This is a genomic window from Pseudomonas moorei, assembly GCF_042846945.1.
Taxonomy (GTDB): Bacteria; Pseudomonadota; Gammaproteobacteria; order Pseudomonadales; family Pseudomonadaceae; genus Aquipseudomonas; species Aquipseudomonas moorei.
The window spans coordinates 5309332-5323822 of record NZ_AP035776.1; the positions used below are offsets into that span (position 1 = coordinate 5309332).

General features: G+C 62.5%; 14 protein-coding genes, 1 tRNA gene and 1 pseudogene. 8 read left to right on the top strand and 8 right to left on the bottom strand.

What is annotated here, in order from left to right:
* Window positions 1-5 precede the first annotated feature (5 nt).
* Window positions 6-950: an aldo/keto reductase gene (locus tag ACGJAX_RS24785; protein WP_390956508.1), complete on the bottom strand. Its 945-nt coding sequence runs from the start codon at window positions 948-950 to the stop codon at window positions 6-8.
* Between the two features lie 96 nt (window positions 951-1046).
* On the opposite strand from ACGJAX_RS24785, the gene ACGJAX_RS24790 reads away from it, so the two are divergent.
* The 4 genes and pseudogenes from ACGJAX_RS24790 to ACGJAX_RS24805 all read left to right on the top strand — a co-directional run.
* Entirely contained in the window at window positions 1047-1835 is a 789-nt protein-coding gene (locus ACGJAX_RS24790) for an alpha/beta fold hydrolase (RefSeq protein WP_390956509.1), read from the top strand.
* 112 nt (window positions 1836-1947) lie between these two features.
* On the top strand, window positions 1948-2577 hold the full coding sequence (locus ACGJAX_RS24795) for a hypothetical protein (RefSeq protein WP_390956510.1): 630 nt from the start codon (window positions 1948-1950) through the stop codon (window positions 2575-2577).
* A 19-nt stretch (window positions 2578-2596) separates the two neighbouring features.
* On the top strand, window positions 2597-3241 hold the full coding sequence (locus ACGJAX_RS24800) for a MarR family transcriptional regulator (protein WP_390956511.1): 645 nt from the start codon (window positions 2597-2599) through the stop codon (window positions 3239-3241).
* Window positions 3242-3331: 90 nt separating this feature from the next.
* Window positions 3332-3559, top strand: a pseudogene (locus ACGJAX_RS24805) (CAP domain-containing protein); the annotation flags it as partial.
* 22 nt (window positions 3560-3581) lie between these two features.
* On the opposite strand, the gene ACGJAX_RS24810 reads toward ACGJAX_RS24805, so the two are convergent.
* Window positions 3582-4490 carry a glycine betaine ABC transporter substrate-binding protein gene (locus ACGJAX_RS24810; protein ID WP_390956512.1) on the bottom strand — a complete coding sequence of 303 codons (909 nt, stop codon included), beginning with the start codon at window positions 4488-4490 and terminating at the stop codon, window positions 3582-3584.
* 252 nt (window positions 4491-4742) lie between these two features.
* Between ACGJAX_RS24810 and ACGJAX_RS24815 the strand changes: the two genes are divergently transcribed.
* A complete protein-coding gene (locus tag ACGJAX_RS24815; protein ID WP_390956513.1) occupies window positions 4743-6779 on the top strand; it encodes an FAD-dependent oxidoreductase in 2037 nt (678 codons plus the stop codon).
* 63 nt (window positions 6780-6842) lie between these two features.
* Here the strand turns inward: ACGJAX_RS24815 and ACGJAX_RS24820 are convergent, their stop codons facing one another.
* The 4 genes from ACGJAX_RS24820 to ACGJAX_RS24835 all read right to left on the bottom strand — a co-directional run bounded on the left by ACGJAX_RS24820 (window position 6843) and on the right by ACGJAX_RS24835 (window position 10383).
* Entirely contained in the window at window positions 6843-7619 is a 777-nt protein-coding gene (locus ACGJAX_RS24820) for a pyrroline-5-carboxylate reductase (RefSeq protein ID WP_390956514.1), read from the bottom strand.
* The gene (locus ACGJAX_RS24825; protein WP_390956515.1) at window positions 7609-8316 is read right to left on the bottom strand and encodes a TetR family transcriptional regulator; all 708 of its coding nucleotides are present in this window, start codon (window positions 8314-8316) and stop codon (window positions 7609-7611) included. Before ACGJAX_RS24825 ends, ACGJAX_RS24820 begins: the two co-directional genes overlap by 11 nt.
* Window positions 8317-8494: 178 nt before the next feature.
* Window positions 8495-9127 carry a glutamine cyclotransferase gene (locus tag ACGJAX_RS24830; protein ID WP_390956516.1) on the bottom strand — a complete coding sequence of 211 codons (633 nt, stop codon included), beginning with the start codon at window positions 9125-9127 and terminating at the stop codon, window positions 8495-8497.
* 35 nt (window positions 9128-9162) lie between these two features.
* Window positions 9163-10383: a helix-turn-helix domain-containing protein gene (locus ACGJAX_RS24835; RefSeq protein ID WP_390956517.1), complete on the bottom strand. Its 1221-nt coding sequence runs from the start codon at window positions 10381-10383 to the stop codon at window positions 9163-9165.
* Between the two features lie 193 nt (window positions 10384-10576).
* Here ACGJAX_RS24835 and ACGJAX_RS24840 point away from each other — a divergent pair, with 193 nt between their 5' ends.
* Complete coding sequence (locus ACGJAX_RS24840) at window positions 10577-10855, top strand: Rho-binding antiterminator (RefSeq protein WP_090323329.1); 279 nt, start codon at window positions 10577-10579, stop codon at window positions 10853-10855.
* Between the two features lie 65 nt (window positions 10856-10920).
* On the opposite strand, the gene ACGJAX_RS24845 is transcribed toward ACGJAX_RS24840, so the two are convergent.
* Complete coding sequence (locus ACGJAX_RS24845; protein ID WP_390956518.1) at window positions 10921-12021, bottom strand: extracellular solute-binding protein; 1101 nt, start codon at window positions 12019-12021, stop codon at window positions 10921-10923.
* Between the two features lie 344 nt (window positions 12022-12365).
* Window positions 12366-12440 (bottom strand) — tRNA-Gln (locus ACGJAX_RS24850).
* 324 nt (window positions 12441-12764) lie between these two features.
* Here ACGJAX_RS24850 and ACGJAX_RS24855 point away from each other — a divergent pair.
* Together ACGJAX_RS24855 and ACGJAX_RS24860 are read left to right on the top strand one after the other, a co-directional pair.
* Window positions 12765-13175 carry a cupin domain-containing protein gene (locus ACGJAX_RS24855; protein WP_390956519.1) on the top strand — a complete coding sequence of 137 codons (411 nt, stop codon included), beginning with the start codon at window positions 12765-12767 and terminating at the stop codon, window positions 13173-13175.
* A 158-nt stretch (window positions 13176-13333) separates the two neighbouring features.
* Window positions 13334-14401: an alpha/beta fold hydrolase gene (locus tag ACGJAX_RS24860; protein ID WP_390956520.1), complete on the top strand. Its 1068-nt coding sequence runs from the start codon at window positions 13334-13336 to the stop codon at window positions 14399-14401.
* Window positions 14402-14491: the final 90 nt, after the last annotated feature.

Here is a 14491-nt window from a genome sequence, read left to right on the forward strand (position 1 = left end):
GCCCGCTACTCCACCAGGGCTATCAACTGATGACGCTGCGCATCGGTGAGTGTCGGACCGAAGCCGGCCCCGGCGTTTTCGGCCATGTAGCGCGGGTTGCCGGTGCCGGGGATGACGCAGGTCACCGCCGAATGGGACAACAGGAACTTCAGCGCCAGTTGCGGCCAGCTCTTGACCCCGACTTGCGCGGCCCAACCAGGCAAGGGTCTGTCTTTGAGCCGGTTGAGCAGGTTCCCGCCACCGAACGGCCGATTGCAGATCACCGCCACCCCGCGTTCGCGACACAGCGGCAGGATGCGTTTCTCGACGCCGCGATCGTCCAGCGCATAGTTGATCTGCAGGAAATCCAGTGGCTCGGCTTTCAGCACGGCCTCCACTTCGTCATACGCCGACGGGGTGTAATGGGTGATGCCGATATAACGAATGCGCCCTTGTTCCTTCCAGTGCCGCAAGGTCGGCAGGTGGATTTGCCAGTCCAGCAGGTTGTGGATCTGCATCAGGTCGATGCGGTCGGTCTGCAACAACGCAAAGGACTGCTCCATCTGCGCGATGCCCTCTTCGCGGCCACGGGTCCACACCTTGGTCGCCAGGAACGCCGGTGAACGGGGTTCGTGAATCGACAGCAACTCGCCCGTGGTCTGTTCAGCGCGACCGTACATCGGCGAGCTGTCGATCAGCGTCCCGCCCTTCTCGAACAGTGCACGCAGCACCGCGGGCAGTTGCTTGTAGGCGGCATCGGCCGGGGCAACGTCAAAGCCGCGATAAGTGCCCAGCCCGACGATGGGCAGTGCTTCGGCGCTCGAAGGAATGGCACGGGTCTGCATGGTCTTGCCTCCTGTTCCCGTCGACGGCGCAGAGGGCGCGGCGGCCGGACCGAACGTGAAGACCGCCGAGGCTCCGGCAGCCAGCGTGAGTATTTTCCTGCGGGTGAACCCCTCGGGTTGGTGCATTGAGCATGACCTCGGCAGACGGCCGGCGTGCCCCGCTGGTGATTGACTACACTCTGGCAGCGATCCAGCGTAGCCGTGTTCACCCCCGAGCCATCGATGCCGTCCACTAACGTTAGTCGAATGTCACACAACCTGATGCTGCTTGTCGTCGTCCTGGCCGTGTTGTACCTGATGCTCTGCGCGGCGCTGTATGTGTTTCAACGCGCGCTGATCTACTACCCGCAACCCCACGCTGTCGGGACCGCCGCCTCACTGCTCACCCTGCCCGTCGACGACGCGCAGTTGCAGGTCTCCGTCCGGCCTCACGACGGCCCCAACGCGCTGATCTATTTTGGCGGCAACGCCGAGGACGTCTCGCGCAGCCTGCCGGAGTTCAGCCAGGCGTTCCCCGATTACGCCCTGTATTTGCTGCATTACCGAGGCTACGGCGGCAGCACCGGCTCGCCCTCGGAAGAAGCCATTGCCCGCGACGCCCTGGCCTTGTTCGACAACGTGCACGCCAGCCATGGGCATGTCGCGGTGGTCGGGCGCAGCCTCGGTTCGGGGGTGGCCGTGCGCCTGGCCAGCCAACGCCCGGCAGCGCGGCTGGTGCTGATCACGCCCTACAACAGCCTTGAGGGCCTCGCCGCCCGCCAGTTCCGCTGGTTTCCGGTGAAGTGGCTGTTGAAGGACAAATTCGAGTCGTGGCGCTATGCCGAGCGCATCAAGGTGCCGACGCGGCTGATCGCAGCCGAGCACGACGAAGTGGTGCCAGGCCCGAGCACCCGGCGGCTCTACAGCCATTTCGCCCAGGGCGTGGCGTCAATGCAGGTGATTGCCGGCACGGGGCACAATTCGATCAGCGACAGCCCGGAGTACCTCAAGGCCTTGGGAGAGGGTTTGTAGCGACTGAAGGTTTAACGACCGTTGATCCGAGGTTTCACCTTGGCCCAATAAAAACATATTTTTATGTCTATATTGATATTGTCGAACGATCCCACCACACGAGGGTGCCGTCATGAATATCAAAATCCTGGCTCTGATCCTGTTGGCTTTCTGCGCGCCACCGGTCTGGAGCCAAATGCCTGCCACCTCGGCAGCCGCTGCCGAAAGCCCCGCGCTGACCACGCGCCTGGCCCTGCGCGACCTGTGGGTCGAGCATGTTTTCTGGATCAGGAACTACGCGCTCGCCAATCAGGCCGCCGACCACGCACAAGCCAAAATCGCGGCTGACCAGGTCGTCGATAACGCGAGCAAAATCGCCAACAGCATCGCCCCGCTCTATGGCCAGCCAGCCGCCGATCAGCTGCTCAAGTTGCTTGCCGGTCATTGGGGCGCGGTGAAACACTACAGCGACGCCACGGTGGGCAAAGACGCCAAGGGCAAGCAAGCCGCCGTGGCCGAGTTGACCGGCAATGCCAAGGCCATCGCGGCGTTCCTGGCGTCCGCCAACCCCAATCTGCCCGAAGCCACGCTGGTGAATATGCTGTCTGCCCATGGCGGGCACCACATCGCCCAGATCGATGAGTTTGCCGCGCACGATTACGCCGGCGAAGCGCGGACCTGGCAGATGATGCGCAGCCATATCCTGGCGTTGGCCGACGCGTTGACCGCCGCACTGGTCAAGCAATTCCCCGACAAGTTCTGATGCCGAACGAGGACGCACCATGCTGGAAGGACTGGGCCGAACACAGCAGGACCTGCTCAATGCGCTGCTGCACCATGGGGACGGCATGAGCATTGACGAGCTGGCTGAGCATCTGGCGGTCACCCGCACAGCGATTCGCCAACACCTGGCGGCGCTGGAGCGTGACGGCCTGGTGCGGCGCGGAGCAACCCGCCCGACGGGACGACGGCCCGAGCAGCTGTATCGGCTCACTGACTATGCCAAAGAGCAATTCCCCCGCCAGTACCAGATGCTGGCCAGCGTGCTGATCGATGAAGTGGCCGACCTCATCGGCCCCGAGGCTCTGGCTGCGTTGATGCGCAGCCTGGGCCGCAAACTGGCCCGGGACCGTGAGCAGCACGTGGTTGATGAATCAACGATCGTGCAGCACATGAACCAGGCGGGTTATGAAGCCGAGGTGTTTTTTCGCTCATCCGGCGAACAGGAAATCGTCGCGCATAACTGCGTATTCCATCGGTTGGCCGCTGCACACCCGGTCGTTTGCGAGCTGGACCTGGAATTGATCGGGGTGCTGGGCGGCGGTGAGGTCGATCACAGCGAATGCATGGTCCGAGGCGGTCATGTCTGCCGCTTCAAGCTCAGACCCACCGGAACCGCGCAAAACCCCGATACCCAGGCTGTCTGATCCCCGTGCAGGCAAAAAAACTTCACTCGCTACGACCGTCGGATGCTCCTCCCCCAACGCAAAAATGCTCTCCAGCCCTGTGAACCAAGGGCGCAGGTCAATGCTGCCCGCGCGAAACCACGCCTCTGCGGGCGCCAGCGCTGCCGCTGCTCGGCCACTGTCCTGGAACGCCAGCCTGGGCGCGGCGGCGCAAGGCCACAGCAAGGCCATTGCGCCCACCTGATGAACCCGATGTTCACCCAGGTCGGCGCGGCCTATGCGACGGACGCGCGCAGTGACGAGGGGGTTTACTGGACGATGGTGTTTGGGGCGCCGTAAAGAGGCATGGGAGCCGGCTTGCTCAAGGCTGCCGACTGCTGACCCGCTGCTCGCTGCCCTCGAACATCGCTTCGAAGCGCGGCTTGTTGGCGGCGTAGTAGTCGGCGACGACCTTGTCGGGAGAACTCTGCCGCGACTGCATCATCAGCGCTTCCAGGTCGGCCCGGGGAATCGAGTAGTGGGCGAAGAAGTACGCCACTTCCGGGTACTCCTGGCTGAAACCCTTGCGGGCCATGGCGTGGATCTGCTCGGCGCCACCGAAGATCTGCTTGGGGTCATCCAGGTAACGCAGCGACCATTTGGAGAACATCCAGTGCGGGCTCCAGGCATTGACCAATGACCATTTGTCCCGCTTGAGGTTGCGATCGAGCTCGTTGAGCATGCCGGTTTCCGAGGACGCCACCAGTTTGTAGCCGTCGAGCTTGTATTCGTCGATGGCTTTGACCGTGAGCTTGTATTGGCCATTGCCCACCTCTGAGGTGAGGATCTTGCCGTCGAATTTCGCCCTGACTTCGGGCTTGTTCAGGTCCTCGACGCTGGCCACCTCGCTGGCCGGTATCGAGGTGGGCACGGCCATGCCGATCCGCCCTTCATAGAGCACGCCGAGGTCTTCGAGTCTGTCCTTGTACTTGTCGTAGAAGGCCTTGTGGGTGCTCGGCAGCCAGACCATCGGGATCAGGTCGATATTGCCGTTGGCCAACGCCTGGAACTGGATGCCGATGTCGGCCATGACCAGTTTCACCGGCTGCTTGAGATGGTCCTCCAGGGCCGTGGTGGCCAGCTTGACGGTGATCTCGGTGTCCGACCAGTTGACCCAGCCAATACGCACCGGCGCGGGTTCCGCGGCTTGCGCCAGCGCAGCGCCGGCGGCGAGCGCAACACTGATCAATCCGGCACAGATTGTTTTTCGATACGGCGAATGAGCGTTCATCAAGCGTCTTCCTGTTTTGGTTGTTATTGGCAGGTTTGTCTTAATTTGAACGGCCTTACGGTCGTGAAAAATGCAGCCTTGCGCGGCAGGTCGGTTTGACCGATCCCTTCTCCTTGTGCGCCGATCTTATCCACGACTTTTATCCCGCGCAAGCAAAATGTACACCTGTGTCATGAAGGATTGACACACCTGTACAGTTATCCTAATTTCAAGTCGCCGAGCCTGATGAAGCCCACTTTGGAGCGCACCACCATGTCCAGCGATCCCTTGCTGCAGCCGTACACGATCAAGCACCTGACCCTCAGAAACCGCATCATCACCACCTCCCACGAACCGGCCTATCCGGTGGACGGCATGCCCAAGGACCTGTATCGCGCCTATCACGTCGAACGTGCCAAGGCCGGTGTTGCCCTGACCATGACCGCCGGCTCCGCGGCGGTCTCGCGCGACAGTCCGCCGGTGTTCAACAACGTGCTGGCCTACAAGGACGAAGTGGTCGGATGGCTCAAGCACCTGACCGACGAATGCCATGAACACGGCGCGGCGGTGATGATCCAGTTGACGCACCTGGGCCGGCGCACCCGCTGGGACAAGGCCGACTGGCTGCCCGTGGTGTCGCCTTCCCACCACCGCGAGGCCGCGCACCGGTCCTTCCCGAAAAAAATGGAAGACTGGGACATCGAGCGGATCATCAAGGACTACGTGGACGCGGCCGAACGCATGAAGGCGGCCGGCATGGATGGCCTGGAACTGCAGGCCTACGGGCATTTGATGGACCAGTTCTGGTCACCGCTGACCAACGAACTCGACGGCCCCTACGGCGGTTCGCTGGAAAACCGCATGCGTTTTACCTTCGACATCCTGCGGGGCATTCGCCAGCGGGTGGGCGAAGACTTCCTGCTCGGCGTGCGTTACACCGGTGACGAGCAACTGCCGGGGGGCTTCAATGCCAGCGAAGGCATGCAGGTTTCGCACATGCTCAAGGACAGCGGGCTGGTGGACTTCCTCAATGTGGTGCGCGGCCACATCGATACCGACGCCGGTTTGACCGATGTCATCCCGATCCAGGGCATGCGTAATTCACCGCACCTGGATTTCGCCGGCGAAATTCGCTCGGCCACCGGGTTCCCGACCTTCCACGCCGCGAAGATTCCGGACGTGGCCACTGCGCGCTACGCGATTGCCTCGGGCAAGGTCGACATGGTGGGCATGACCCGGGCGCACATGACCGACCCGCACATCGTGCGCAAGATCATCGAAAAGCGTGAGGACGACATTCGCCCTTGCGTGGGCGCCAACTACTGCCTGGACCGCATCTATCAGGGCGGCGCGGCCTATTGCATCCACAACCCGGCGACCGGCCGGGAAACCACCATGCCCCACGAGATTCCCAAGGCTGCCGTCAAGCGCAAAGTCCTGGTGATCGGCAGCGGCCCTGCGGGCCTGGAAGCGGCGCGGGTCGCGGGTGAACGCGGGCACGACGTGACGGTGCTGGAGGCCGCCGATCAACCCGGTGGGCAAATCCGCCTGACGGCCCTCAATGAGCGACGCCGCGAAATGATCGGCATCATCGACTGGCGCATGGCCCAGTGCGAGCGCCTGGGGGTCAAGTTCCACTTCAACACCTGGGCCGAAGCCGACACGGTATTGGCCCACGAGCCGGATGTGGTGATTGTCGCCACCGGCGGCCTGCCCCACACCGAGGTGCTGACCCAGGGCAACGAGTTGGTGGTGTCGACCTGGGACATCATTTCCGGTGACATCAAGCCCGGCCGCCATGTATTGATCTTCGACGATGCCGGTGACCATGCCGCGTTGCAGGCGGCCGAAGTCATCGCCAAAAGCGGCGCGACCGTGGAGATCGTGACGCCTGACCGTTCGTTCGCACCGGAAGTCATGGCCATGAACCTGGTGCCCTACATGCGCAGCCTGCAGGATCTGGACGTCACCTTCACCGTGACTTACCGCGTCGAGACGGTCGAGAAACGCGATGGTCGCCTGCTCGTGACCTTCGGCAGCGATTACGGCCAGGTGCACAAGCAGCGCATCGTCGATCAGGTGGTGGTCAACCACGGCACCTTGCCCCTGGACGATCTGTACTTCGAGCTTCGCCCGCATTCGAGCAACGGCGGCGCGGTGGAACAGCACGACCTCATCGCCGGCAAGGCGCAAAACATCGTGACCAATCCCCAGGGGCAATTCCAGCTGTTCCGGATTGGTGACGCCGTGGCCGCGCGCAACACCCACGCGGCGATCTACGATGCGTTGCGGCTGGTGAAGGAGCTCTGATCCTGCGATTCACTTGTGGCGAGGGAGCTTGCTCCCTCGCCACAGAACCTTTATCGGAGTTCGCTACATCCCCCGCCGCGCAACCTCCGCGCCGGCCTGCAAGGCCCGACCGACGATGGCATCAATGCCCTGTTCGCTCATCGACTGCAAGGCCGCCGCCGTCACGCCACGGTAAGCCATCAGTGCTTCGATCATTTGCAGCGGATCACGACTGGCAAGCATCTGCCCGCCTCCGACCACCACGCCTCGGGCGGCACGCTGGGCGATGTGGTGGGGAATACCCGCCGCCTCGGCCTGACTGGCCAGCGCCTGGTGCAGCAAGGCGGGAAACGCCGGCCCGGTGCCGGACAACGCACTGAGGTAATCAATGCAGTCTTCGTTCGGCACTTCATCCGCCGCGCCCACGCATTCGAACAACTGCTGCAGCCACTGACGATCCATGTCGCCAAGCACGCCAGTGCTGTACCAAGGGGTGTACGACTGCCTGATCTCCACGGCCGCATTCGGCATGGCCCGCACCACCGTTTGCGCACCGGTGGCGGCGCTGATGACGGCGGCCGGGATCCCGGCCATGAGGGAAATCACCTGTTTGCCGCTGGCGTCGATCCGCAGTTCACGAAACTGCTCCGGACGAATCGACAACACCAGCACATCGCTGAGCGCCACCAACTGTTGGTTATCGGCCAGCACCCGCACGTCCGGTCGCAGCGTGCTGCGGCCCGAGCGGTTGGAAATGAGCAGCGCGGCAGGCTCGATGAAACCGCTATCGAGCAGCGCCTCGGCGATCGCGCGGCCCAGCCAGCCGGTACCGCCAATGATGCCCAGGGTTCTATTGTTCATCGGCTGCCGGTTCCTCGGTGGTTTCAACCAGCGGACCGAACACGCCGGGCTCTTTTTCCGCGTAACCGAATTTGCCGAAGAAACGATCCAGTTCACGCCGCTTCGGTGCCTTGCCGGTAAACACGGTGACGTACTGCGGGATGCGGCGAAAACGCACCACGATGTCCTCGCTGGTTTTCATCGAGATGTAGCCGATCTGCGTCAGGTAGATCGTCCTGGCCCTCGCGTCGGCGGCCTCGGCTTCATAGCCGAACCGGCGAAACATCGCGGTCAGGGCATTGATGCGCGCCTCATCGGCCAGGGCAATTTCGGCGGTGACCTCCGCCGATTGCAGCGCCCAGCTGCGCACGGCGAATTCAAATTGCGAGTCGAACAGCTCGGGGTTCAACCAGCACTCGAAGACGTTGAGGATCGCTTCGCAAATGCTCTCGGCATAACTCTCGCACTGCCCGACCAGGCCGCCACTGTTCTTGTCCCGCCAGCGGGCCAGCAGTGCCGCCAGCAATTGCTCGCGATCTTCGTAGAACCAATAGAAGCTGGTGCGCGACAAATTCAGGCGCTTGGCCAGCGGCATCACCCGCACCGCATCGACACCGGACTCCTTCAACGCATCATAGGCGGCGTCCAGCCAGCCATCGACCGAACCCCGCCATCCTGCATCCTGAGCCTTGGTTTTCCCCTTTCCTGTCTGCGACATCTTGGCTGGCGCCTTTACCTGAGAATTGCGCTCAACTGTACACCTCGGAATCCATGGCGTACACGACCTGTACACAGCCGTACATTTTCAGGACAGCGGGATGCTGAGTGCTGATAGCCGAACTCGGGCTTGATGATCTTTTCCCAGGATCACCAAGCCCGACTCGTAGACGAAAATGTCAGGAAGGCCGGCGCACCACCCTCACCTTCCCGCTCATGCCACCGCCGCAAAAGAACCGCTCGCCACCATCGGACTCAAGCCCCGACACGCCGATACCGGCCGGCATCTTCAGGCTTTCCAGAACCTCGCCCGAGTGCGGATCGATGCGGCGCAGTTCGCTCTCTTCGGCTTCCCAGGTGCCATGCCACAGGTCGCCTTCAACCCAGGTCACGCCGGTGACAAACCGGTTGGACTCGATGGTGCGCAGAATCGCGCCGTTCTCGGGGTCGATCTGATGGATTTTCCGCGCCTGATACTGCCCCACCCACAGGGTGCCTTCGGCCCAGGTCAGGCCTGAGTCATTGCCGCCACCGGGGGCCGGGATGGTGCCGAGTATCCGGCCGGTATGCGGGTCGATTTTCTGGATGCGGTCCTCGGCAATCTGGAACAGGTGCTCACCGTCGAAGGCGGTGCCGGCGTGGGCGGCAACGTCGATCGAGCGCAGGGTCTTGCCGGTGTCGGGGTTGAGGGCATTGATCTTTTCTCCGCTGGCAAACCATACCTGCCGGCCGTCCCAGGTCAGGCCGTGCACCTTATCGACATCGGCAAAGGGACCATATTCACGGAGGATTTCGGCGGCTGACTGTTTCATGAGGGTGTTCCTCGCTAGGGGTTGTGGCGTTCATCCTAGCCACCGGGCGGCGGACCGGGGAGTAACAAGGTCGTCGCGAAACCGGGCACCGGCGCAGTCACCCAGCGCCGTGCCCGGCCGTGACCAAACGACTGCACCTTGCCCGCCGTCGCCAGTGTGTCGAGTGCCCGTTGCACGCTGCGCTGGCTGTTGCCCAACGCCAGTGCCAGGGCCGAGCTCGACCAGGCCTCACCGTCGGCGAGCAAGGCGAACACCGCGGCATGTCGCGCTTCGACCGGTGGCATGAGCAACACCACATCGGTTGAAACCTGGGGGACCAGGGCAAATCCGCGTTTGCTGGCGGTCACGCTGGCGAGGGGTTTCAGTGCCGCGCGCAGGCGGCCGATTTCCACGCGCAAACGGGCCCGGTGGGATTCATCGCTGAGCTTCAGGCGAAAGGCCTTGGCGATCAGTGTTTCCCGCGACACGTCCGCCGGCCAGGCTTCGGCGAGGGTTCGCAGCAGGGTGAAGAGGATCGGACGCGTGGCCAGGGAAACCGACATGCCCGCGCTGCGCACGACAGAGCGGCAGCCGTCGACCACCAACGATGTCGAGGCCAGCAGCGCTTGCACTTCGTCGAGCAACAGGGGTCGTGGTTCGCCTTGGGAGATTAAGCACGCGGCGGGACTGTTGAGCAAAAGTGCCGCGCTGTCGACTTCAGCGCACAGCGCGGGAATGCCGGACTGGCGGGCGGCGAGTTCGGCCCTGACGAGCGCCGCCCGTGCCGCTTGGGAACGCAGACAGCGCATCGCAATTCCCGCCACCACCAGTTCATGGGTGGCCCGCAATGCGGGAGGCAGGATTGCCGGATCGAGGTCCGTGAGCAATGCCTGCGCCTCATCGAGCTGTCCGATCAGCAGCAAGCGGCGGATCTGCAGATAGCGCGCATGGGCCGCGTTGACGGAATCGCCGTGGGCCACCAGCGTGACCCGCGCGGCGTCGAGCGCCTTCACCGGCCAGCCAAGCTCCCGCGAGGCCAGCGCGATCTCGGCCTCAGCGACCACGCAGCGCGCCCGCGCCACCGCCTCTTTCGGCCCGAAGGCCCGCGCCGCCCTGCGCACCAGTGCCCTGGCACGCGCCAGATCGCCCAGTTGCGCCATGGCGATACCACGCAGCGCCAGCGCCGGTGCATCCTCGCGCAATGCCACACGGTCCAGCGCACCAAGCGGGTCACCCGCCGCCAGCGCCTGCGCCGCGGCGGTGATCAGCGAATCCATTGCAATCCTGCCACGCGTGTCACTCCTGCCTTCAGAAGACCCGGGGTGAGTCTATCTCACGGCACAGTCCTGTAGAGCCAGCCTGCTGGCGATGGACTCCAGTACGCCGCGTTTTTCCAGACCACACGCGTTATCGTTACTGACTCGCCCTGTCTATGCTCAATCGAACCGCTGCGTTGCCAGGAGAATCGACATGAACGAATACCAGCCCATGAGTTGCGACCTCTATGACTATCTCGAAATCGCCTGCATGCGCGGTTATCGACTGGACATCGAGTTGAAGGACGGCGCACGCCTGGTGGCCAAGGCACTGACCACGCGCACCTCGAGCGAGAAGGAAGAGTTCATCCTGCTGCAGACGGATGACGCTCAACAGGAGATTCGCCTGGACCAATTGCTGGCCATCACCCCCCTGGATGCGAATGCGCAGTTTGGCCGGGTGGTGTTTTCCGATGCCGTCTGCACGTTCTAGGGTCGGGTTGCCGCAAGCGACGGGCCGAGGTGGGAGCGCCCCGCCCCGCTCCCACCGTGGATCGGCTACTTGTCCGACTTGATGCTGGTCCAGACCCGGGTGCGCACCCGCTCCAGCTTCTGCGGCAACGGCTGCACGACATAGAGGGTCTTCAGGGCGTCGGGGGTCGGCGTCAGGTCGGGGTTGCCGGTGATGTCCTTGTTGATCAGGGCAAGCGAATCCTTGTTGGCGTTCGGATACCCCAGGAAGTCACTAATGGGGGCGATGACTTTCGGGTCCAGCAAATTGTTGAGAAACGCGTGGGCTTCTTCGACGTTCTTCGCGCTTTTGGGAATGGCGAAGGTATCGAACCAGATTGGCGCCCCCTCCTTCGGCAGGCGCCAATCCACGACCACGCCGTTGCCCGCTTCTTTGGCGCGATTGCCGAACTGGTAGAAGCTGCCGGAGTAACCGATGGCCACGCAAATGTCGCCATTGGCGATGTCGGTCATGTACTTGGCGGAGTTGAAGTAGGTGACGTAAGGCCGAATCTTCAGCATCAGTGCCTTGGCTTTTTCGTAGTCGTCCGGGTTCTGGCTGTTCGGGTCCAGCCCCAGGTAATGCAGGGCCAGGGGCAGGATTTCCGACGGCGAGTCGAGCATGGCCACGCCGCAGGACTTGAGCTTTTCCATGTTCTCGGGCTTGAACACCAGATCCCAGCTGTCCACCGGTGCGTTCTCACCCAACGCAGCCTTGACCTTGGCCGGGTTGAAGCCGATCAACACGGTGCCGTACATGTAGGGCACGCCGTACTGGTTGCCGGGGTCGTTCTTGTCCAGCAACTTGAGCAGTGCCGGGTCCTGGTGCTTCCAGTTGGGCAGCTTGGACTTGTCGAGCTTCTGGAACACCCCGGCCTTGATTTGGGTTTCGATGAACTGGTTCGACGGCACCACCAGGTCGTACCCGGAGTTGCCAGTCAGCAGCTTGGCTTCCAGGGACTCGTTGGTGTCGAAGGTGTCCCAGGTGACTTTGATGCCGCTTTGCGCGGCGAAGTCCTTGGGCACGGACGGCAGGATGTAGTCCGCCCAGTTGTACACCCTCAACTCGCGCTGTTCGGCGTGCACGGCGCTGGCCAGCAACGTCAGCCCACACACCGTGGCGCCCAAAATGCGTTTCATAGTGTCCATGGATCAGTTCCCCAATGTCAGCTCTGGTTTTTATGTTTTGAGACGGCAGCGGCCCGCAAACAGCCAAGGGCAAGGAAGATCAAAGATTCTGGTTATGGATTCGAGGGGCGCCGGGTCGGCAGCCTGGTTCCGATTTTTGCTGACAGACTGCACGCTTCATAGCGTGGCGTTGGCCAAAAGGGGATCGTAATGGCCATTATCGGTGGCCGCAGGAGGGGACAAAGGATGGGCAACGGAGGGTTTTGTCGCGGACAAAAAAAACGCCAGACCGATTCGGACTGGCGTTTTTTCATGATCATTCTCAAGCTGCCGACTGAGTTGCAACTGAATGAGCATCAGGAATATGGCAGGGGCGGCTGGATTCGAACCAACGCATGGCAGGATCAAAACCTGCTGCCTTACCGCTTGGCGACGCCCCTGTATCTGCGACTTAAAGCCCCGTGAGGCCCTGTGCGAGAGTGGGCGGAAATTTATCAACTTTCGTTGCACCTGTGAAGCCCAAACAGAAAATATTTGTTTGAAAACAGCCAGTTATTATTAAACAAGGATAAACGCAACACCTTCGGCGGCGTTTTTTGCCGATCCACACCGAATGACCCGACGCGTACGTTGCGCTTGCCCGCGGGCAGGCGCAGATTGATACGGCTGTGCTGAATGCCCCCTGGGTCGTCATCAAAGCGTCGATTCCCCCTGCAGATGACTGAACCCGGGCGCACCTGTTCATTTATCAATAGGACCCGATCATGATCCTCAAGCGCGTAGGCTCGCAGCCCTCGATAAAAGCCCCTGAAGCCTGCTTCACCGGCAGCGTGCGCATGGACCCGCTCAACGCCCCACCGCCACCCGCTCGGGCTTCCATCGTCAGCGTCACCTTTGAACCCGGCGCCCGCAGCGCCTGGCATACCCATCCACTGGGGCAAACACTGATTGTCACCGCAGGCTGCGGCTGGACCCAGTGTGAAGGCGAACCGATCGTGGAAATCCGCGCCGGCGATGTCATCTGGTGCCCGCCTGACCACAAACACTGGCACGGTGCCAGCGCCACCACCTCGATGACCCACATCGGCGTCCAGGAAGCGCTGGACGGTGTGAGTGTGGTCTGGATGGAAAAAGTCACGGACGAGGAATACAACGTCGGTCCGCCCGTGGCGTGATGTATCACAGTGTATCCGGATGACATCGCGATACATCCGCTTGCATCTGGCCTGCGCACCGGACACAGGCCAGATACATCGCCGCGCTCCAATGCAGGCACGGTTTGAAGGGGATCATCCAGAACTCCTGACCAACGGCTTGCAAGGGAGACATCCACATGACGATGGCACTGCAGAACCACGAAACCGGGAAAACCCGTCGGCACCTGTTCGGCGCGTCGATCCTCGCCCTCAGCCTGTTCGGCGCGCTCGGCACGGCCCACGCGCAATCGACCGCCGCCGCTCAGCCAGCCGCGACCGAGGCCAGCGCTAGCTACGCGGCGCCCTCGCCGTTCGGCCCACTCAAGCATGTCAACGCCGGGCTGTTGAACGTCGCGTACGCCGAAACGGGGCCGGCCGACGGACCGGTGGTGATTCTCCTGCACGGCTGGCCGTACGACATTCACAGCTACGACGCGGTCGCCCCCTTGCTGGCCGCCAAGGGCTACCGTGTGCTGATGCCCTATGCGCGGGGTTATGGCGATACGCATTTCCTGTCCGATAAAACCCTGCGCAATGGTCAACCGGCTGCGCTGGCCAGCGACGTTATCGACTTCATGGATGCGTTGAAGATCAAGCAAGCCGTGCTCGGTGGCTACGATTGGGGTGCGCGCTCGGCTGACATTGTCTCGGCGCTGTGGCCGGAACGGGTCAAGGCGTTGGTGTCGGTCAGTGGCTATCTGATCGGTAACCAGGCGGCCGGCAAGAACCCGCTACCGCCCAAGGCTGAATTGCAGTGGTGGTACCAGTTTTACTTCGCCACCGACCGCGGTCGTGCCGGTTACGAGAAAAACACCCACGATTTCGCCAAGTTGATCTGGCAAACAGCGTCGCCGAAATGGGCGTTCGATGACGCCACGTTCGACCGCAGCGCCAAGGCGTTGGAGAACCCCGACCACGTCGACATCACCGTGTTCAACTACCGCTGGCGCCTGGGCCTGGTTCAGGGTGAATCCCGCTACGAAGCCCTGGAGCAGAAGCTGGCCACCGCGCCGTCCATTGGCGTGCCGACCATCACCCTGGAAGGCGATGCCAACGGCGCGCCGCACCCGACCCCCGAGGATTACGCCAAGCGCTTTACCGGCAAGTACGAGTTCCGTCTGATCAACGGCGGCATCGGCCACAACCTGCCCCAGGAAGATCCGCAGGCGTTCGCCAAGGCAGTGATTGATGCCGATCATCTTTGAGAACGAGCCGGTATAGGCGAGGTTGTGTAACGTGCAGGAGCCAGCTTGCTGGCGCTGGACTCAGGTGCGCCGCGTTTATCCGGGCGGCGT

Bases quoted from the DNA above. Each gene is read 5' to 3' on its own strand.
- ACGJAX_RS24785 (WP_390956508.1), bottom strand. From the start codon at position 950: ATGCACCAACCCGAGGGGTTCACCCGCAGGAAAATACTCACGCTGGCT.
- ACGJAX_RS24790 (WP_390956509.1), top strand. From the start codon at position 1,047: ATGCCGTCCACTAACGTTAGTCGAATGTCACACAACCTGATGCTGCTT.
- ACGJAX_RS24795 (WP_390956510.1), top strand. From the start codon at position 1,948: ATGAATATCAAAATCCTGGCTCTGATCCTGTTGGCTTTCTGCGCGCCA.
- ACGJAX_RS24800 (WP_390956511.1), top strand. From the start codon at position 2,597: ATGCTGGAAGGACTGGGCCGAACACAGCAGGACCTGCTCAATGCGCTG.
- ACGJAX_RS24810 (WP_390956512.1), bottom strand. From the start codon at position 4,490: ATGAACGCTCATTCGCCGTATCGAAAAACAATCTGTGCCGGATTGATC.
- ACGJAX_RS24815 (WP_390956513.1), top strand. From the start codon at position 4,743: ATGTCCAGCGATCCCTTGCTGCAGCCGTACACGATCAAGCACCTGACC.
- ACGJAX_RS24820 (WP_390956514.1), bottom strand. From the start codon at position 7,619: ATGAACAATAGAACCCTGGGCATCATTGGCGGTACCGGCTGGCTGGGC.
- ACGJAX_RS24825 (WP_390956515.1), bottom strand. From the start codon at position 8,316: ATGTCGCAGACAGGAAAGGGGAAAACCAAGGCTCAGGATGCAGGATGG.
- ACGJAX_RS24830 (WP_390956516.1), bottom strand. From the start codon at position 9,127: ATGAAACAGTCAGCCGCCGAAATCCTCCGTGAATATGGTCCCTTTGCC.
- ACGJAX_RS24835 (WP_390956517.1), bottom strand. From the start codon at position 10,383: ATGGATTCGCTGATCACCGCCGCGGCGCAGGCGCTGGCGGCGGGTGAC.
- ACGJAX_RS24840 (WP_090323329.1), top strand. From the start codon at position 10,577: ATGAACGAATACCAGCCCATGAGTTGCGACCTCTATGACTATCTCGAA.
- ACGJAX_RS24845 (WP_390956518.1), bottom strand. From the start codon at position 12,021: ATGGACACTATGAAACGCATTTTGGGCGCCACGGTGTGTGGGCTGACG.
- ACGJAX_RS24855 (WP_390956519.1), top strand. From the start codon at position 12,765: ATGATCCTCAAGCGCGTAGGCTCGCAGCCCTCGATAAAAGCCCCTGAA.
- ACGJAX_RS24860 (WP_390956520.1), top strand. From the start codon at position 13,334: ATGACGATGGCACTGCAGAACCACGAAACCGGGAAAACCCGTCGGCAC.